Origin of the sequence: Pseudomonas prosekii (assembly GCF_900105155.1) — a bacterium.
Taxonomy (GTDB): domain Bacteria; phylum Pseudomonadota; class Gammaproteobacteria; order Pseudomonadales; family Pseudomonadaceae; genus Aquipseudomonas; species Aquipseudomonas prosekii.
This window is the reverse complement of record NZ_LT629762.1, coordinates 5,945,278-5,964,600: the sequence shown is the minus strand read 5'-3', so window position 1 is coordinate 5,964,600 and position 19,323 is coordinate 5,945,278. Positions and strand designations below refer to the sequence as shown.

The window sequence follows — 19,323 nt, the reverse complement described above, 5'->3', positions numbered from 1 at the left end:
CGATTGTTCCATCAGGCAGATCTCAACAGGTCACGACCAATCGGCATCGCAGCGGAAAAGTCTAGCGATTGCACCCTGACAACAAGTTCGTCGAACTGTGGCCGCAGGGACGGCGGCATTTTTGAGGCCAATGCGTCTGCCAGTTCTATGGCCCGAAGGTTACCCGTCTCCAGCAATAGCAGAATCTGCTCTAGGGACTCTCTCCATTGCACCGGCGCCACAGAATCTTCGTCAGCACTGCTTTTTGCACGCGGCCCCTGAGCAAAATCGACATCCATTTGCTCAAGGCTCTGTTGCAGTAACCTGCTCAATTCGTCAAACCATGTTGGGTCTAAAAAGATGCTCGCTACAGACTCTGCATTTCCGTGTATTAGTGTCTGCTCCAGGTTACCGGCCAGCAGCGACACCGCCTTGGCCCCCATGGTGCCGCTGCTACCTTTAATGGTATGGAGAACAAAGGCGGCCCCCGATACATCTTGCCGCTGGATCTGATCCCTCAATCGGACAAGCTGTTTTTCCATCTCGGGGCCAAAGGTGCATAGCACCTTGCGGATCAAGTCGAGGTCACCACCAAAGCGCTCAATAGTTGATGTGCGAGACTCTATAACGCCTTCTCCCGTATTGACTTGCCCCAAGGTTAAAGATGCCTGGCTATCTTTACGGCTCGATTGAGAGAGCAGAGTTGCGACGAGTTGTTCCAGGTCTATAGGTTTGCCAACATGATCATTCATCCCCGCAACAAGACATGCGTCACGGTCGATATTGGAGGCATTTGCGGTCATCGCTACTATCGGCAACGCTGCAAAGCGCGGATTCGATCGAATGCGACGAGTCGCCTCCAAGCCATCAATATCGGGCATCTGGATATCCATCAATACGACGTCAAAGGGCACATGCTCATTCATCACCTTGCTCACACCTTCCAGCCCGCCTTCGGCCAGCGTCACCTGAGCACCTTCCCTTGTCAGTAACTCATCGGCGACCTGGCGATTGAGCATGTTGTCTTCCACCACCAATAGTCGCAGCCCGGCCAGACGCTGCGGCCTGTCAACCGTTGACAGGGAAAGGGGGGAATGGAGCTGGTCTTTGCCGTTAAGTGCTCGCTGAACAGCGTCGGCTAGCTGCTTTGGAGTGACCGGTTTGGTGAGAAAACCCACGAAGGGGGCGTCTCCCGCCTGGTGCGCGTCTGCCAATACTTCGCGGCCGTAAGCAGTGATCATAATGATCATCGGAGGTGGCGCACCGTTACCCTGCTGATGGATCAATTGCGCAGCGCTCAGCCCATCCATATCGGACATCCGCCAGTCCATCAGCACCACGTCGTAGGCTTCACCTAGCGCCTGGGCTTTCTTCACCCATTCCACCGCTTGCGTGCCACCACTTACGCGGTCAGCCTTCCATCCCAATGCATGCACGGTGCGCAACAGCAGTTCACCCGCCATGGCGTTGTCGTCGACGACCAGAATCCGTAAGGACACATCGACTCCAGCAAAGGCGGATTTCAGCAGTGACGTTGGCGCTACATCCAGAGTGATATCGAACCAGAAACGACTCCCGACACCTTGCTGGCTCTCCACCTGAAGTTCACCACCCATCAAAGTGACCAACCGTTTGCAGATCACCAGGCCCAGACCTGTGCCACCAAAGCGCCGGGAAGTTGAAGCCTCGGCCTGAGTGAAGCCTTCAAAAATGCGCTGAAGTTGTTCCGGGCTAATACCGATGCCGGTATCAGAAACGGCGATGCGCAAGCTCACAGCATTTTCCGTGCGCTTCAGTTGTTCAACGCTGACCACGACCTGGCCTTCCAGGGTGAACTTGAGGGCATTACCCGCCAGGTTGATCAGTACCTGTTGCAGTCGCAGGCTATCGCCGATCAGGTCGTTGGGTAAATTGGAGTCCAGGTCGAACATGACCTCAACCTCCTTCTCGCCTTGGTTACCTGTCAGCACAACGGCGAGGTCACGCATCAGCGGTTCAAGCTCGAACGGGTGCACATCGAGTTGCAGTTTGCCCGCCTCAATCTTGGAATAATCGAGAATGTCATTGAGCAAACCCAGCAGTGATTTCGCAGCGGTCTGCGCCTTGGTCACATAATCGAGTTGGCGACCATTCAGTTCGGTGTTCTGCACCAACTGCAACATACCCAACACGGCGTTCATCGGTGTGCGTATTTCATGACTCATGTTGGCCAGGAAGGCAGACTTGGCCGCACTCCCCGCATCGGCCTGTTCCTTGGCGTACAGCAGATGCGACTCTAGCTCGCGCTGGACAGTGATGTCCCGATTGATCCCGGTCACACGCAATGCCGCACCGTTCGGACTGCGTTCAATCTGCGCGCCGGCATGTATAAAGCGGATCTGACCGTCCGGGTGAACGACACGAAAAATTGTGTCATACACATCAGTCCCCTCGACGGCGGCATTCAGCTTTGCCGCCGCTGCCACGACATCCTCGGGGTGAACACGCGAGTACCAGTGCATATAGCTCAGACCGTTATTGCGCAACGTCAGTGGCTGCCCGTAGAACTCGAACATACGGTCATTCCACTGCAAGTTATTGTCCGCCAACGTCCAAGACCAGACGCCCAATTCGGCTACTTCAGCAGCCATCAGCAGTTGATCGTGCACCGCCATCAGTTCGCTACGTTGTTCCAGTGTCGTCCTCAGGCTCGCAGCCAGTTCCTTTTCTGCCGCTTTACGTTCAGTGATGTCTACCGCAATACCCAGATAGCCACTCAATACCCCATCGGCATCGCGCATGGAGGTAACCACTAACGTGACAGGAAACCGCGAGCCATCCTTGCGTGTGTAAGTCCACTCTCGGGTTTCTGCGCCTTCAAGCTCAGGTTTATGGGTAAGCACACGGAAACCGTCGATAGTCTGAGCGTACTCCTCGCTCAGCTCAACGCCACGTGCAGCAACTTCCTCTGGGACATGGAAGAGCGCCGGGGTGTCTTTGCCCACTAACTCATCGGCGCCATAACCCAACAAATGCTCGGCGCCTTTGTTGAACACACGGATAACACCATCGAGATCCGTCGCAATGATCGAAACCTCAGTAGCCGAGCGTAGCACCGTGTCCAACAGCAGATTGAGATGCCGCAACTCGGATGTTCGTTGCGCAACCTGCTCTTCTAGGTTGGAGTTGAGTTCAAGAATTCGGGCCTCTGCCACTTTTTTCGCCGAAATATCCCTTAACGTCTTAGACGCCCCAATGACGCGACCACCCTCGCCATAAATGGGTGAGATGCTGACGGAGACATCAATCAGTCGCCTGTCTTTGTGATGGCGCTGTGTATCAAAGCTGCCGATACGCTCACCCGCCCTGATACGCGCAAGGATATGAGCTTCCTCTGTGACAAGCTCTGCCGGAACAATCAAATTGGCGAGTGTCTGTCCCACCGCCTCCTCGGCGGCGAACCCAAAAAGGCGCTCGGCTCCTTTGTTCCAGTTGGTGACGACGCCATCGAGGGTTTTTCCAATAATGCCATCGCCCGAGCTTTCAACGATGGAAGCCAGCCTCGCCTGCTCGACAAATATCTGACGCCGACGTTGACGGCTGACACTCCCGACACTCACCAAGGTCGCCAGAAGAAGCGTGAGAAGACCACCGAAAAACAGCACAACTTTTGGTGAAACCTGATGTAGGCGCTGGATAAACAGCGAATTTGCGTCGAGTTCGATTTGCCACCGCCGTCCGTAAACCTCGCGCTCCAGCTGATGGGTCCTCAACGTTTCACCGCGAGCCGAGTCATCGGTGCTTTCATAAAACAGCTTCTCTTGTCCGGGGACGGTGATATCCCTTAATCGCAAATGTACCGTCTCATTTTCGATGCGCAGGCCTTTGAGTACCTCTTCGGTCTGCAACACAACATAGCTCCAGCCAAAAGCAGCTGCCTCTCGTTCAGCAGCGGTCACCGGAGTGACTCCGCCGCGAAAGATGGGCATCAACACCAGGAAAGACTGCTGTGGTTTTCCTATGGCCTGTATTAGCGTGATGGGCCCAGTGATCCGTGCCGCACCGCTTTGTATCGAGGATTGTGCCGCCTCTCGCCGCGATGTTTCTGACGCTATATCCAAGCCAATCGCAGCCTGGTTACCTTCAGCCGGCTGGACATACTGAATAACGTAGCGCTCGCCTGCATGCGCGGAGAATTGATGAATGGAGAAATCCGCTGCGCCGTCAGCTCGAGCGTGCTTGAGAAACTCGTTTTCATCACGTTCTGGTACACGCCTGATAAAACCAAAAGCACTGGCACCGGGGAACTCGAAAGCGAGGTCACGGGTTCTGTGATATCGGCGAAACACTTCACGGCTAATGTCATATTCGCCTGCTGTCAGCACCGCTCCTCGAGCGCCTCGCAAACCGTATTGGTAAAGATTGAGACGCATTAAAACCAACTCTGCGGCGTCTTCTGTCGCCGCTGTAATCGCTTCTTGAACCTGCTGATCGTTCATGCGCCCAAGGGTCAAGCCACCCAGAATACTTGCCCCTAACCCCACGGCCAGAGTGATCGCTACTCCCCAGTTCCATGCAAAAAACTTGTGCTTTCTCACCCGCAATGTCCCATCGCAGAAGGCCTTGAGCCTTCGAGATTAACGTTCAAACCCTGTTGGAGGGGCCGCAATATGAGCAACCTGTGAGTCATGAATACGCTCAGGGCAGGCCGGCTAATCGTTGAAGCCTGTCTATGTCTGCTTGGGGTTCGCCGTTGTTGATGGCGGCAGCAAGGCGCATAACCACTTGTTCGCGGCGAACTTGCATGCGGGGCAACGCATAAATTGCGCCTATCAACTCGCGTAGAACCATAGGCAGCCCCCACTGCGCTTTCAAGCGAATGGCGAAAGGCGCTGAAAAATCACGGGCAGCGTGGGTAAGGGTGTCTTCGGTCACGCAATTGCCCTGGTTCTCCCATTTCTGCGTTTGGTACAGCACACAGAGTTCGCCAATGCGGTGCAACAGGGCGGCACTTTGCAGCGGAGCGGGATCCAGACCACATTGTTGAGCTAACAGCACAACCCTTTCAGCTAAACGCTCGGCTTCATCCAGATGAGCCTGGATGAAAGTCTTAAGCATGCCATCAGGTTGAGTGGCGGTCTGTCGCAAGGCCTGGCTGATCGCCAGATTTACGCTGGTAAGCCCACCTAGCCGCGCCAAGGCACCGTTCAAATTTGTGCATGGCTGTCCGAACCCGAGATACGCGGCACCGTTGGCGGCGGCAATCAAGTGCGCACATAGCGCCGGGTCATACTGCCAATCAATAACGAGTTCCCGCAAATCCATCACCGCCCCGCCATAGCCGAGCTGAAGCATGTCTTTTATCGACGCCAGTAAAGGCAAGTCCAACTCTGCAGCAGACAAACCACTGAGATAGCTGATCAGGTCTTCAGCGTTGACAGTGGTAGCTCCGGGGGGCTCATCAAGCGGAAGGAGCGTATCCAGGCATTGCACGACGCGAGAAACCTGGAATGGCTTGGTGAAAAATGCGCTGATTCTCAGTGATTTGACCGCCAACACACTGTCTCGATCAGCGCGCCCGGTGATCATGACCAGCGGCGTGTCTTGATCTTTTTCGCGAATTTTCTGCAACAGGTTGACGCCGGGGGCATCCGGTAGATTCCAGTCGGCCATCACCAACTGATAGGTGCTTGGCTGCCAAGCGTCTAAAGCACTAGCGACGTCGGTGAAGCAATCGACCTGGGCAACCGGACGGATGCTCAGCACGAGCTGTTTCAAAAGATCGGATATCCAGGGGTCATCATCCAGAATCATCACTCGCATTCGGTATCCTCCCTAGATTGCCACGCAACTTCTCAACGTCTTAGCGACCAGAATTATCGGCCACCTGCAAAAAAATAGACGTCATTGAGATCAAAGGGTGAGGTTGTTACCGAGCGATTTTGAGTAAATCACGGCAATTTCCTTTTGATTTGTAGCTTGATTGGATCCTTGAAGGATCGAATCTATTCCTGACCCGCGAACTATACAAGCAAGCAAACAGCTCAGAGGAGGCTAGGTTGGCGGGGGTTAGTGCATGGAATGCCGCCATAGCGGAATTGCTTGAGTGGTGCTGTCTTGCTGCTCGCTGTCCTTGGCTCCCAGAAATGGGCTTTCCCCGTCTGATTCACTGATCCAACCAGTCTTGGCTAACGGCCCGGGCAACAGTTGTACCATCTGTTTCGGCTGGTGCGCCGGGTCTTCCTCCGCTCACCCAATCATCCGCGTGGCAACTTCCCACAACCGCTGCGCGTTATCAGGGTCTACAGCGTAAGGTGCAACGCCCGTGTAATCGGCAGGCCTTTTGGTGACCACCAGCGCTTCATTACAGTCCTCGAAATAACGACCACCAATGCCTTCCAACAGCGGAGACGCCGCCAGTAATACGGATGTCGCGGCACCCTGCTGCACGTTTTTCTGACGTTCAATTGGCGTCTTGAGCCCACCGGTGTGCTTCTGAAGATTGGTTGCGATTGCCCCAGGGTTCAAAGCGTTAGCGAAAATACCTCGCTCCGCCCAGCGGCGGGTGATCTCTACCGCAATGAGCGCGCATGCCGACTTGGCCTGGGCATATGACGCGAAAGCATCGTATGTGCGGAAGTCGAAATTGATGTCATCGAAAACCACCGGGCCCATCAGATTAGCGTTTGAACTCAGCGATACAATTCGGGCTCCTTCGGCTCTGATCAGAGCGTCCTGCAAACCAAGCACGAGCGCAAAATGGCCGAGAAAATTGGTTGCGAATTGCATTTCCCAGCCCTGCGATGTCAGTTCCCGCTCAGGAACGGCCATGATCCCTGCGTTATTGACCAAGATATCAAGAGGCTCTGACCAAGAATCAGCGAACGATTTCACAGAGGACAGATCCGCCAGATCGATTGAGCGGATATCTACGGTGCCCTTGCCTTCGGAGCGCAGTTCGGCGGCTACCGATTCTGCCGCTTCCGGACGCCGTACTGCCAGTGTCACGTTGGCGCCGGCATTGACCAATGCGCGCGCTGTCTCGATACCAATACCGGAAGCTCCGCCCGTTAGGATCGCCCTTTTACCAGTGAGGTCGACCCCTTCAATGACCTCTTGTGCGGTTGAGTGAAACCCGAACGGTGTAGTAATACGCGTCATGAATTGTTCCTCGCATGTTTAATGGCCGCTGAGTCGAAATGACTTGCGGGTTCACCGGGTGCCGGCGGATCAAGCTTCCTTCGATTCCAAAGCAGTAGCGACTGTGGACGAAGATAAGCCTCAGCACTGTCGCAAACAATCAGGCTAATATCGGATGAACTGATGCAGGAATTAGCACAATGCAGAAATCCGGGCTTCTTGAACTCAACGCCGTAGTCGCCGTTTCTACTCATCGCAGCTTTCGTCGTGCGGCCGTGGAATTGGGAATGTCGCCATCAGCACTCAGTCATGCGATCGCTGCACTGGAGAAACGCCTTGGCGTGAGGTTGTTCCACAGAACCACGCGAAGCGTTTCCCTGACTGAAGCCGGGGAGCAATTTCTGGCTCGGGTGCAGCCCGCTCTGCGAGACATATCCGCGGCAATGGAGGCGGTAAGCGAATTCCGTGATACACCGGCCGGAACCCTGCGGCTGAACACCTCCGAAGGTGCTGCGCAAATGGTGCTGACGCCAGTGGTTCTCGAGTACCTGAGGCGTTATCCAGACATGCGGGTAGACATCGTTACCGATAGAAGTCTGGTTGACATTGTTGCTGGTGGATTCGACGCCGGGATACGGTTGGCGGAAAGCGTCCCGCAGGACATGATCGCCATTGCGATCACTCCCCCGCTCCGTTTTGCGGTGGTCGCTTCACCCCAGTACTTCGCGAAATTCAAAAAACCCAAGGTTCCGGCAGACCTGCTCGCGCATAACTGCATACGCGTGCGCTTCCCCAGTGGCTCGATCTACAAATGGGAGTTCGAAAAGCGCGGTGAAGAGCAAGCAATAGAGGTCAGCGGGTCGTTGACGCTCGACAGCCACCACTTGATGTTAGAGGCTGCTCTGCAAGGCGCCGGCGTAGCCTGGACTAATGATTTCGCCGCTTCTGCTCATATTGCGTCCGGAAGGCTCATGCGAGTGCTGGAGGACTGGACACCTTCGTACCCGGGCCTGCGCCTTTACTATCCTGCGAATCGCCATATGCCGGCGGGACTTCGGGCTTTCGTCAACGTCGTCCGAGAGATTGTGTCGGAGAATTCGATCACTAAAAAGAAAGTCTGAGCTCGGCATATTTGTGCTGCAGGACAGCCAACTGAACCGTCAGAGCTTGAAGGCATCTCTAACGATGTCCTCAAGATCTTTGGGCTTTCGACCTAGCAGTTCTTCAAGGGTACGACTGGTTTGATCAAATGCGCCTTTCTCGATAGCGCGATACCAGTCGCCGATGAAGGCCGCGACATGTGGCGGCCAACCTTCGGCTTCGCGGGCGACGATGAAGGCTGCGGTCGAAATCGGCTGATAATGAACGGCTTTTCCGGTTATGCGCGAAAGCGCGGTGGCGATGTCTGCGAACGACCAGGTTTGTCCGCTATTAAGCAGATAAGCTCGGTGCTCGTGACCCGGCTGACTGAGCAGGGTTGCCCCGCCTTCAGCTAGTTCATCAATGTTTGTCAGTGCCACTCGTCCCTGACCGGCGGGTGCGCTGAAGCCCTTCTGCGGAGCATCTTCGCCGATGTACATCGCAAGCACGTCGGCATAAAGCGGATGCCGGACGATGGTGTAATCCAGCCCGGATGATTTAAGCATCGCCTCTGTTTCGAGGTCGCTGGCAGTGACCCCCTCGATGGGACAAAAGTCATCGCTAAGGCGCTGAATGCTGGTGTAGAACACATGTCGAACACCAGCCGTACGTGCCGCCTGAATGACGTTCCGGTGTTGACCTACCCGATCGCTGAAAGCAACGGCTGACACCAGATAGATTTTTTCCACCCCGGCGAAGGCATTGACCAGGGATTCGACGTCGGTGTAATCGCCCAGCCGCACTTCGACGCCCAGGTCCGACAACCACTGCGCTTTGCTCTCCTCTCGAACCAAAGCGACGACATCTGCCGCAGGCACCTTGCGGACCAGCGAGCGCACTACCGCGCTACCCAGTTTTCCGGTCGCGCCGGTGATCAATATTTTGCCCATTACGCTTTACCTGTTTTGAGTGTGAAATTCGGTCGGCCACCACTATGGGCTCAAATTCACCAGCAAATTAGTCATCAATCAGTAGAATCAGCTTCAACCAAAAGTTGGAGATAAGCGTGGACAGTCTGGGCAATCTGGAATCATTTTTACGAGCCGCCGAAGCTCGCAGTTTTTCCGAAGCGGCTCGGCGGATGGGCATTTCCGCCGCCGCAGTCAGCAAAAACATTGCGCGCCTCGAAACAAACTTGGGCACCCGATTGTTTCAACGCAGCACGCGAAGTCTGTCCCTTACCGAAGCCGGTGAGGCGCTATATGAACAGGTGGCGGGGAGTGTCGAAACGATCCAAGGCGCAATGGCTCAACTCGGCGACTCACGCGATGTGCCCGCCGGCAGGCTGCGGGTCAACATGTCTCCGTCCTTTGCCTACGACTACGTGCTGCCTCTGCTGAAAACGTTCAAGCAACGGTACCCTTCCGTTGTGCCGGATTGGCACCTCGAAATCCGCCGTGTTGACTTGATAGGTGAAGGTTTTGACGTTGCGATTGGTGGCGGCATGGAATTAAGCCCGGGCGTTGTGGCGCGTGAACTGGCCAAGTTACACCTCGTCGCTGTAGCGGCGCCGGAGTGGCTCCAAGGCAAGCCACTGCCGATTGTGCCAGCGGACTTGCAAGGCCAGGATGGCATTGTCGTGCGATCGACCGACACCAACCGTTTACGCACCTGGACATTGCGCAGTTCGACTGACGAAACGTTTGATCTGAGCCTGAAACCAACCGCCATCATGAATGATCCGCAAGCCCTGTGCATGTGCGCCCTGATGGGACTGGGCGTGGCATTGGTGCCTCTGGAGCGAGCATGGCCCTGGTTACAGCGGGGTGAGCTGATACGGCTATTACCAGAATGGTATGTCGATCTGGGCTCAATCTCCGTCTACTACTCGGCCAGGAAAGAACTGCCAGCTAAAACACGCGTCTTCATAAACTTCCTGATTGACCATTTTCAAGGCACCCTGAGTGATCACTTCAGCGCCATAAAAACTGGTAAAGGGAAGTAACAGCACGCCCTGGCGGTTCCTTCCTGGCATCAGCCAGGCAAGAGTCCAGCCGCCCAAGTCGGATTTGCGCAAAACGATCAGTTGGCATATAGGCTCTTGTTCTAACTATCAAAGGGCAGATTCTGCCAAAACACGTAGACCTGGGAGTTCGATACGCAACCACCTGCCCTACCCCTCCCCTCTAAAATTGCCTTCCTCATTTCCCGCCGAGCAACACGAATATGGAAGACAAAGCGCTGTACCTCCTCGCTCTCTCGATGATTTTTCTAATGCCCGGTCCGGACATGATCCTGCTGCTTCAAACGGGTGCAAAGCAAGGTAGAGCCGCAGCGCTAGCGACTGCGTTGGGGCTCGCGTTAGCGCGTGCCTGCCATGTGGCTTTGACCGCTATGGGAATGGCAACAATGTTCAAGGTGCTGCCTTGGACTTTTGATGTCGTCAAATATGCAGGAGCGGCCTATCTACTTTGGATAGGGATTCAGATGTTCAAAACCAGTGGCATGAGTGCCCCTGCCATTACAGAAACTGGAGCTGTAACGTCGAGCTTGGGCGCGGCCATCCGACGGGGGCTCTTCACCAATTTACTCAATCCGAAAGCGCTGCTTTTCTGCTCAGTGCTGCTTCCGCAATTCATAGATCCGAATCGATCGTCGGTATCGGAGCAATTTGCAGTACTGGGTGTAGTACTCGTAATCACCGGTCTGATTTTCGACAGCATTTATGCTACTGCCAGCGCTTGGGTAGGGAGTTGGTTGGAGCGTAGCGTCACCGCGCAACGAGTTCAGCAATGGCTTTTCGGCACCCTCCTGATTGGATTTGCAGTGCGGCTGGCGTTTGTACAGCAAGCCTGACGTCCTGAGGAGTACTCGCGCTAATTCAGGAAGACAGGTAGAAAAGCCGCGCTATACGACGAGTTGCCTCCCGCCAATAAATACAGATGCTGTCACTGAGCCCGCCATACGCGGGCTCTTTTGTCTCGCCATCCCCTTCGTGCAGCAATGCGATTCTTTTTTGTTGACCATGTGAATACCCGGAATTAGCAAGATTGCTTCCGAGTTTTCCACGTTCATGAGCACTCCGGTTTAAAACTATAGGTAGGGCTTATGCGAAGCATTGTTTATCGGTCTTGGACGCTATGGAGCAAACGGCAGAACATGGCTTCACACCAAGCAGCACTTATGCAGCAACTCTTACTCAAGTATCCGACAGGAGCGACACCATGCATCGACGGCAAGTTTCTGCCACTGGGTCCCTTCTAGGAAGGCCACTGGAAATGTAATTCGGTCCGCACTCATAGCGGGCCTGCTTCAACAAATTTATCCACTTCACTGACTCACCAAATCTTAATGGAGGATTCGTCATGAAAAAATTTCTGTTTATCGCGCTGTCCCTGACAGCTTCATTGTCTGCCTTAGCACAGGGCGCTTCGATTACGCCAGCGGCGACTCCGTATGCCTATGGCATGCACTTAGATATTGCCAAGGTCATCAACATCACAGAAGCAGCAGACGTCTGCGGTCCAGTGCCAGTGCAAATGACCTACAAAGATTCGCACGGCGACACGCGTGTCCTTGAATACAGCGTGATAGGTCGCGGCTGTACTAACTAAATATTTCTCAACTTAACTATCTGTTAAAAGCAATTTTCATGTCGGTTGACGCTCGCGTAGAAAAAGCCGCAGCCTGAAAATCGTCCAAACGAGGAGGACTCTTCATGCCTGACATCACTATGTACACGACCAGCACCTGCCCTTACTGCCGTGGTGCTAAGCAACTGCTCAACTCTAAGGGTATTTCTTATACCGAAATCGATGTGCAGTCAGTTGGCAAGAAAGTCGAAATGATAAATCGCAGCGGCCGTCGCACCGTTCCGCAAATTTTCATCGGCGACTGGCATGTGGGCGGATTTGACGACCTCGCTCAACTCGACCGTGAAGGTGGTTTGGCTCAAGCGCTCAACCCGCGTCTCGCGGGATGAGCGATAGAGAAGGCGTTCATATCACAGATCCAAAATCAGGGGGGCGTCGCCCTCCTTGCTTTGCGCTGGTACTGCGCAGCAAATCAATACCTCACCCTGCGCCGGCATTTCAGCGGGCAAGTTCAAATAGTGCACTTCGCCACTGATCAATTTTGTACGACAAGTCCCACACGACCCACCGCGGCAACTAAAGTCCGGATTCAGACCACGACTTTCGGCCAACTCCAACAAGCTGCCGTTGCCTGGCTCCCAACGCGCCTCTTTCGCAGAAGTCGCGAACAGTACTTTGACTGGGCTACTGGCTGCCGGAACTTGTTCTACCGCCGGGGTCAACTGATCGCGTAATCGAACCAGAGTCGAAGGCCCAAACGTTTCAGCGTGAATGCGATCATCGCCGATACGCAGTTCACGTAGCCCATCGTATAGAGCTTGGGTGAACGCGCCGGGGCCGCACAGGTAAAAGTCATAATCATCCAGCGGCAACAGCGCCTTGAGCAATGCGACATCCACGCGTCCAGCCAATTCGAAGTCTTCACCCTCACGAGCATGCTGCTCCGGCTGACTTAGAAGTCGCAATGCGCGAATCTTGTCTTTCGCGCGTGTCGCCAGCTCAAACAGTTCGTCCCGAAATGCCAGCTCCGCCAGACTACGCGCACTCTGAATAAACCAAGTCGGCCGAGTACGACGAATTCGCTCCCCTTCGTAGATGACTTCGCGCAGCATCGACAGCAGCGGCGTGACCCCGACGCCAGCCGCCAATAGAACCAACGGCCGATGCTCATCGGCCTGCACTGTAAATCGTCCCTGCGGGGCGCGGGCTTCGATGAGATCGCCGACCCGAATCTTGCTGTGCAAGTGCGACGAAATCAAACCATCGCGCTTGACGCTGATCCGAAAGAAGGTGTCAGAAGGTGCGCTCGACACACTGTAAGTTCTGACCAAAGGAGGCTGCCCTTCAACCAGGCTAAACCGTACCGGTAAATGCTGGCCCGCCTCGAAACGCGGCAACCCCGCACCATCGTCAGGTTCCAGATAAAAAGAGCTGATGGTGCTGCTCTCCTCGACGATTCGGGTGACGCGCAGATGCCGCCATTGGTCGCGCAGCGCATCGGCCTGCAAGCGGCCTTCAGCTTTTTCCCAACTGCCGGTCATCAGACTGTTCGGTGAGAAACCTTCGAATACCCAACGCAGCGCCAATACGGCTCGCCTCAGGACGACATGCTCCACCGTCAAGGTCCAGAGTCTCTCGGCCCCTTGGAATGCAGCGATCTGCGGTCCCTCAAGAATAAGCTCGGTGCGCCCCGCCACTTGGAGCACATCACCTGACGAGAAATCGACAAAAACCAAACCGGCTTTAGGGTTGAGTAACAGGTTGCCCAATGTATTGAAATGCAGATTGCCGGCGAAATCGGGAATCGTCAGCACGTTGCCTTCGACCCTGACAAAACCTGGATTGCCTCCGCGGTGAGAAACGTCGACCGAGCGCTTGGATGAGTCTCCTTCGAGGTCGACGTAGCTGGCGAGGAAGAACGTATCAGCCTGACGAATCATCTGTGCAGCCGCCTCGTCCAATTGGTGCAGGCGTTTTGCTGCAACATCGGATGAGGCGCGCCCAACGCTGACCGGCTCGACACTTCGCAACTGGATGTACTGAGGACAGTTGCCAAAAGCGTGCACGACAGAGACGCCAACACCGTCAGAGGAGACGGTGTTGATATTGCCGTTCATTCGATTGCGCCTTCGGGTTTTCAAGTCGATGCCAAGTAACCCGACTGCGGCGCCCATTCCCAAGGCTGGTTTGACTGGGTCGCCGTCCGCGGGGAGGCGGTCAAGCTGCAAGCTACGTGGGTCCGGGGAGTGAACAAACCCTGGAGGGCCCTCGATCAACGTTGCCCAAGGGATGCCGTTTTGGTCGACCGCGCCCACCACCAGATAAGGCAGTTGGCTGTAAAACGAACGATGCTGATCCGGCATGTAATCGCGAACAACCTTTCGCCCAAAGTGCTCCATCTGCTGCGCCACGCCGACACTTTCTTGCAACTGCCGCTCACCAGCATGCCAAGGTGAGGCCCCTGGCTCATCGGTATTATTCATGATCACCTCTACGGATTCGTAAACAGGTGCAATTCACTCGCTTCCCGGCGCCCATGAATGACGTCACCAACGAGGTGTTCACTGAGCACCCGCCGATACCATCAATGCAACGCCTTGCAGGCCGGAGCGTTACACGTATCTGCGAGACACATTGGCGTCCCGCACGCCTTTACATCATTTCCTTCAGTCGCAGCGACGGTCCTTACGACAACTTGTAGAGCTTTTTCCTGTCCTGATCGGTTTGCCCTGATGGGCGAATTTCCTCTCCTTTAGCGTAGGCACGGATCACCGCTGGCCGGGCAGTAATTTTCGCAAGCCAGGCGGCAATGTGCGGATAGGTATCCAATTTCATGCCTTGCTTTTCGTGTTGCAGCAACCATGGGTAAATCGCCATGTCAGCGATCGAGTATTCACCTGCAATAAAAGATTGATGGCTCAACTGCTGCTCCATCACTCTATACAGTCGCTCGGTCTCTTTACTGAATCGCTCTACCGCAAGCGGGACATGCTCGGAGGCGTAGTTTAAAAAAAACACTGCTTGCCCAAGTATCGGGCCGAGACTGGCAGCCTGCCAGAATAACCACTGTAGAACCGACGCGGCCCCTTTAGAGTCTCTCGGAAAAAACTGACCACGACGTTGAGCCAAGTACAGTAAAATTGCGCCCGATTCAAAAACTGAAACACCAACTTCGTTATCTACAATCGCTGGTATGCGTTGGTTTGGTGAAAGCCCTGTGTATTCGGGAGAAAACTGTTCGCCCTTGCTGATGTTGACCGGATGAGCTGTATAGGGACGGCCAGATTCTTCAAGAAAAATCGCGACTTTTTGCCCGTTCGGCGTCGGCCAGTAGTAATAGTCCAATGCAGCGGATGGGTTTGCCATCGGGTTAACCTCTGAACCTATCGAGGGGAAATCAGGAGAGATATTCATCTGCGCTCTGCACTTTGGCGTAGCCGAATTGCAAGGCGGCCATGAAGGCTGCGTGCACCAGAGCTGATGGAACTTTTACCCCATTAAATTCCAGATCATGAGTCGCGCAGGCGTCGTGGATGACTGTTGTGGCATACCCGAAATCGTCAGATGAGCGAGTGACCGCATCGATGCACATGTGACTCATATTGCCGACAACAACGACTTTTTTAATGCCCTGCTTCTCCAGCACCTCGCGCAGTTGTGTCTCGCGATATGGATTCATAAAGTGTTTGACGATGACCAATTCGTCGCTCTGATTACGCACCTTTTCATGCAGTTGCGCACCAACGGAGCCAGGCACAAAAAAAGGAGCATCGGCAGCGAGGGTTTCGTGCCGAATGTGAATGACTGTGTCGCCTCGAACACGTGCCGATGCGATTACGCGCGCAGCATTATCTGCCGCAGCGTCAACGGCGTTGAGTTCCCATTTTCCACCGGAGAAATAGTCGTTCTGAATATCAACGACGATAAGTGCTGTGTCAGTCATACAATTACCTGCAGAAAGTCGATAAATAATATTGAGTGAGGACTACGGCACCTGCGGCGTGTCGTACCAATCCCGATCAGGTGTGGCGAAGCGCATTTTTTGGCGGATAGAAGTAGCGTTCTCTAGACTGGTCAGTTTTTCCAACAGCAAGAACGCAACTTCAGTGGCGGTGCCCGGACCGCTGGAAGTAATGATGTTGTCGTGAACTACGACAGGTCGATCCAGGAACAGAGCGCCAGATTCCACTAACTGGTTTTTCCGTTTTCCGCCCTCCTGGTGATACGTCGTCGCATTCTTATCACGTAGGACGCCCGCCGCACCCAAGCACACCGATGCCACACAAACACTGGCGACAGGTTTGCCGGCATCAACAAATTGGCGAATGGTTTCAAGGAAAGGCTCACTAAGCGCTTCCTCATAGAATCCTGACGGCTCGAAACCACCCGGCAATGCCAGAGCATCAAAGCTACTGACGTCCAAATCGCTCAGCAGGTAATTGGGATTAAGCGAGAGCCCGAACGTAGTAATAATTTTCCTGCGAAGGCCTGCATTCACTAACTCAACAGGAAAGTCACCGAGCAAGTCAGCCCAGCCGAGCACGTCGGTGAAAGCCGCCATCTCCATTGGTTCGACACCATTGGCTAACAGCATGAGTACTCGTTTCATCAGGCAGCTCCGCGGTCCGGCGTTAATAAAGTGCTTGAAACGCATGCTCCGCTTTAATCGCTTTGGTGAGAACGAACACAAAACACAATCCAATGTTTCGCCTACTGAAATGCTGGAGAGCTTGTATCTGTTTGTAGCAAAAGTGGCATTAGACACAGTTCCATGCGGAGCACTCGCTACTTCGACACATACAGGACACAGCCAGCGGTTTAACTATTGCTGTCGCTCACAGCCCATCTCTCGCTTACAGAGGAACATTAAATGAAAAAGATTTTTGCAGGTCTGGCCCTCGCAGCTGCGATGGTTACTGCCGCCGCCGCGCTGGCTGCGCCGGTCAAACCGACTGTGGTACTCGTACACGGCGCCTTCGCCGATTCGAGCAGTTGGAATGGCGTCGTCAAAATTCTGGAAAAAGATGGCTATCCAGTTATCGCAGCGTCGAACCCGCTGCGCTCTCTCAAAGGTGACGCGCAGTCGGTCGCCGATGTGCTCGCCAGCATTAAAACGCCAGTCGTGCTGGTCGGACATTCCTATGGAGGCCCGGTCATCAGCGAAGCGGCCTACGGCAACACCAATGTCAAAGCACTGGTATTCGTCGCAGCCATTGCACCCGAAGCAGGTGAATCCACCGCAGATTTATCTGGACGTTTTCCGGGTGGCACGCTCGGCCCTACCCTCGCTCCTCCAGTTGCCTTGGCTGACGGCGGCAAAGATCTGTATATCCAGCAAGAAAAATTTCACGACCAGTTCGCAGCCGACGTCTCAAGCGCGGACGCGCGCGTGATGGCGGCGACTCAACGTCCCGTAACTGTCGCCGCGCTAAATGAAGCATCGACCGAGCCGGCCTGGAAAACCATTCCTTCCTGGTTCGTCTATGGCACCGCCGACAAGAACATTCCGGCACAAGCCCAGGTATTCATGGCCGAGCGGGCACACGCCAGGCAAACCGTGGCAGTCAAAGACGCCTCGCACGTTGTGATGGTGTCCAACCCGAAAGTCGTCGCCAGCCTGATCGAAAAAGCAGCTAACGACAAATGAAGCTAGTCGGCGACCTCAGTCCGGGATCGCCGAACGCTCAATGAACATCCGGCAACATTGCCGGATGTTCGCGCAGGCCCTCGACAATGTGGTCGACAAAACTGCGCACTCTCATTGAAGCCCTACGCCCTTCTCGGTAAACGACATGAACTGGAAGCGCTGGCAGTTCGAAAGGTTGCAACACCCTGCGCAACCGACCGCCATTTAAATAATCGTAGGCGGGATAACTGAGGCAGCGCGTAAGTCCCGCGCCATGAGCCGCCGCATCGATGGCAGATTGAACGGTGGTGCAACTAACGCGTGATCGGGCCTTAAGGGTGGATTGAAAGCCTTGGTTGGAAAAATCCCAGTTGATCTTCTCCCGATAAGCTTGAATGCCAATTAGCCGGTGACTTTTAAGATCCTCAGGCTCGGCGGGCACACCATGGCTTTCGAGATAGGCGGGGCTGCCGCATACGATCGTACGAACATAGCCAACCGGCCTTGCTATCAACGAGGAACTTGGCAAATTTCCGACCAGCACGGCGACATCAAGCCCCTCCTCGTTCATGTTTGGAAAACGATCATGATAATGGGCGAATACTCGGACCTCGGGATAAAACTCCATGTAGCTCGCAAGCAAAGGCGTCATTACATAGCGGCTGAAAAGCAGTGGAAGCAAGACAGTCAGATTACCCTGAGCCTGAACATGAAGGCCTTTAGCTGAGGCTTCTGCATCTTCGATTTCTTTGAGGATGCGGGAGCAATCAGCCATGAATGCAGCACCCGACTCAGTCAGCGACACTCCACGAGTGCTCCGTTGCAATAACGGCACCCCGAGACGCCTCTCCAACCGAGCAATCGCGCGAACAACCGTCGGGCCAGAAACGTTAAGACGGCGCGCAGCTGCCGCTAGGCTTGGCCGCTCCGAGAGCGCTTCAAACATGAGCATTTCATGAAAGCGGTCCATCAGAGCGCACTTTTCATCGTAGGTCGAAGTGCCGTATCACGTCCCAGACGTTCCGTGAGGAAATCCACGAACGTACGTATCTTCGCTGGTACGCGATTATTCTTGAGGTAAACGACCTGGATGGGTAAAGCGGGCGGTTCAAAATCCTGGAGTACCACTTCCAGTTCACCGGCGGCTACTTGACTAGCCACCTGATAGGACAACACACGTGTCACACCCCAGCCCAGACAAGCAATATTGATGGCAGCTTGATTTGCGGTAACGACTAGCTGCGGATCGAAACGAAAGCTTAGTGCATTTCCTTCATTCTCAAATTGCCAATCGCTCAACAAATGGCTTGCGGAAGACATAACGATTTTGGCGGAACCTAACTCGCCAGGATGGCGGGGCCTGCCGAATTCCTCGAAATACTTGGGGGCACCACAAATGACCTGGCGCACCTCGCCAACTTTAATACCGTGCTGATTATTCTCGTGCAAATGGCCAATACGGATCGCCACATCGATACCTTCATCCACCATGCTTGTCACGCGGTCAACCAGTAACGCGTTGAGATGTACGGAAGGAAATTGATCCAAGTACTCAGCCAGCAAAGGCGCGATGTACAACTCCCCGAAAAGCACGGGAGCTGTCACCGTCAGGTGCCCACATGGAACTGAGTAGCTGCCAGCAGCAGCTTCCTCCGCTTCATTGATCTCACCGAGTATTCGTCGGCAATCATCGAGATAACGTTGCCCAGCCTCAGTCAAGTGCAAGCTACGAGTTGTGCGTGAGAGCAACTGAGTGCCGATGCGTTCCTCCATGGCAGCAATGGCACGGGTAACGCTGGGGGGAGAAATATTCAAACGACGGGCGGCGGCCGCAAAACCTTCTTCTTCGGCCACCGTCATGAATATCTGCATTTCCTGAAAGCGATCCATAGGCGACTCTGCCGTGGTGTAGGGACAGCAAGATCT

Annotated in this window: 16 protein-coding genes; 6 read left to right on the top strand and 10 right to left on the bottom strand. The window is 54.5% G+C overall.

Annotation, left to right across the window (positions count from 1 at the left end; genetic code table 11):
* Window positions 1-11: 11 nt before the first annotated feature.
* The 3 genes from BLU01_RS26845 to BLU01_RS26835 form a co-directional block, all read right to left on the bottom strand.
* On the bottom strand, window positions 12-4,562 hold the full coding sequence (locus tag BLU01_RS26845) for a PAS domain-containing hybrid sensor histidine kinase/response regulator (RefSeq protein WP_092281187.1): 4,551 nt from the start codon (window positions 4,560-4,562) through the stop codon (window positions 12-14).
* Window positions 4,563-4,656: 94 nt separating this feature from the next.
* Window positions 4,657-5,781: a response regulator gene (locus BLU01_RS26840; RefSeq protein ID WP_092281185.1), complete on the bottom strand. Its 1,125-nt coding sequence runs from the start codon at window positions 5,779-5,781 to the stop codon at window positions 4,657-4,659.
* 426 nt (window positions 5,782-6,207) lie between these two features.
* Complete coding sequence (locus BLU01_RS26835) at window positions 6,208-7,119, bottom strand: SDR family NAD(P)-dependent oxidoreductase (protein ID WP_092281183.1); 912 nt, start codon at window positions 7,117-7,119, stop codon at window positions 6,208-6,210.
* A 179-nt stretch (window positions 7,120-7,298) separates the two neighbouring features.
* Here BLU01_RS26835 and BLU01_RS26830 point away from each other — a divergent pair, with 179 nt between their 5' ends.
* Window positions 7,299-8,219, top strand: a complete 921-nt coding sequence (locus BLU01_RS26830) for a LysR family transcriptional regulator (protein ID WP_092281181.1) — start codon at window positions 7,299-7,301, stop codon at window positions 8,217-8,219.
* Window positions 8,220-8,258: 39 nt separating this feature from the next.
* Here the strand turns inward: BLU01_RS26830 and BLU01_RS26825 are convergent, their stop codons facing one another.
* The gene (locus tag BLU01_RS26825) at window positions 8,259-9,128 is read right to left on the bottom strand and encodes an SDR family oxidoreductase (protein ID WP_092281179.1); all 870 of its coding nucleotides are present in this window, start codon (window positions 9,126-9,128) and stop codon (window positions 8,259-8,261) included.
* A gap of 116 nt (window positions 9,129-9,244) precedes the next feature.
* Here BLU01_RS26825 and BLU01_RS26820 point away from each other — a divergent pair, with 116 nt between their 5' ends.
* The 4 genes from BLU01_RS26820 to grxC all read left to right on the top strand — a co-directional run bounded on the left by BLU01_RS26820 (window position 9,245) and on the right by grxC (window position 12,160).
* On the top strand, window positions 9,245-10,183 hold the full coding sequence (locus tag BLU01_RS26820) for a LysR family transcriptional regulator (protein WP_092281176.1): 939 nt from the start codon (window positions 9,245-9,247) through the stop codon (window positions 10,181-10,183).
* Window positions 10,184-10,404: 221 nt separating this feature from the next.
* Entirely contained in the window at window positions 10,405-11,034 is a 630-nt protein-coding gene (locus BLU01_RS26815) for a LysE family translocator (protein WP_092281174.1), read from the top strand.
* 509 nt (window positions 11,035-11,543) lie between these two features.
* Window positions 11,544-11,792: a DUF2790 domain-containing protein gene (locus tag BLU01_RS26810; RefSeq protein WP_092281172.1), complete on the top strand. Its 249-nt coding sequence runs from the start codon at window positions 11,544-11,546 to the stop codon at window positions 11,790-11,792.
* Window positions 11,793-11,896: 104 nt separating this feature from the next.
* A complete protein-coding gene (gene grxC, locus BLU01_RS26805) occupies window positions 11,897-12,160 on the top strand; it encodes a glutaredoxin 3 (protein WP_092281170.1) in 264 nt (87 codons plus the stop codon).
* A 21-nt stretch (window positions 12,161-12,181) separates the two neighbouring features.
* Here the strand turns inward: grxC and BLU01_RS26800 are convergent, their stop codons facing one another.
* The 4 genes from BLU01_RS26800 to BLU01_RS26785 all read right to left on the bottom strand — a co-directional run bounded on the left by BLU01_RS26800 (window position 12,182) and on the right by BLU01_RS26785 (window position 16,380).
* Window positions 12,182-14,254 (bottom strand): 2Fe-2S iron-sulfur cluster-binding protein, encoded by a 2,073-nt coding sequence (locus BLU01_RS26800; RefSeq protein WP_092281168.1) that lies wholly within the window; start codon window positions 14,252-14,254, stop codon window positions 12,182-12,184.
* A gap of 202 nt (window positions 14,255-14,456) precedes the next feature.
* Window positions 14,457-15,137, bottom strand: coding sequence for a glutathione S-transferase family protein (locus tag BLU01_RS26795; protein ID WP_092281166.1), 681 nt, complete (start codon window positions 15,135-15,137; stop codon window positions 14,457-14,459).
* Window positions 15,138-15,168: 31 nt separating this feature from the next.
* Window positions 15,169-15,714 carry a cysteine hydrolase family protein gene (locus BLU01_RS26790; RefSeq protein ID WP_092281164.1) on the bottom strand — a complete coding sequence of 182 codons (546 nt, stop codon included), beginning with the start codon at window positions 15,712-15,714 and terminating at the stop codon, window positions 15,169-15,171.
* Between the two features lie 42 nt (window positions 15,715-15,756).
* Window positions 15,757-16,380, bottom strand: a complete 624-nt coding sequence (locus BLU01_RS26785) for a DJ-1/PfpI family protein (protein WP_092281162.1) — start codon at window positions 16,378-16,380, stop codon at window positions 15,757-15,759.
* 261 nt (window positions 16,381-16,641) lie between these two features.
* On the opposite strand from BLU01_RS26785, the gene BLU01_RS26780 reads away from it, so the two are divergent.
* On the top strand, window positions 16,642-17,418 hold the full coding sequence (locus BLU01_RS26780; RefSeq protein ID WP_092281160.1) for an alpha/beta fold hydrolase: 777 nt from the start codon (window positions 16,642-16,644) through the stop codon (window positions 17,416-17,418).
* A gap of 37 nt (window positions 17,419-17,455) precedes the next feature.
* On the opposite strand, the gene BLU01_RS26775 is transcribed toward BLU01_RS26780, so the two are convergent.
* Together BLU01_RS26775 and BLU01_RS26770 are read right to left on the bottom strand one after the other, a co-directional pair.
* Window positions 17,456-18,367, bottom strand: coding sequence for a LysR family transcriptional regulator (locus BLU01_RS26775; protein WP_092281158.1), 912 nt, complete (start codon window positions 18,365-18,367; stop codon window positions 17,456-17,458).
* On the bottom strand, window positions 18,367-19,287 hold the full coding sequence (locus BLU01_RS26770) for a LysR substrate-binding domain-containing protein (protein WP_092281156.1): 921 nt from the start codon (window positions 19,285-19,287) through the stop codon (window positions 18,367-18,369). The genes BLU01_RS26775 and BLU01_RS26770 overlap by 1 nt, the downstream gene beginning before the upstream one ends.
* Window positions 19,288-19,323: the final 36 nt, after the last annotated feature.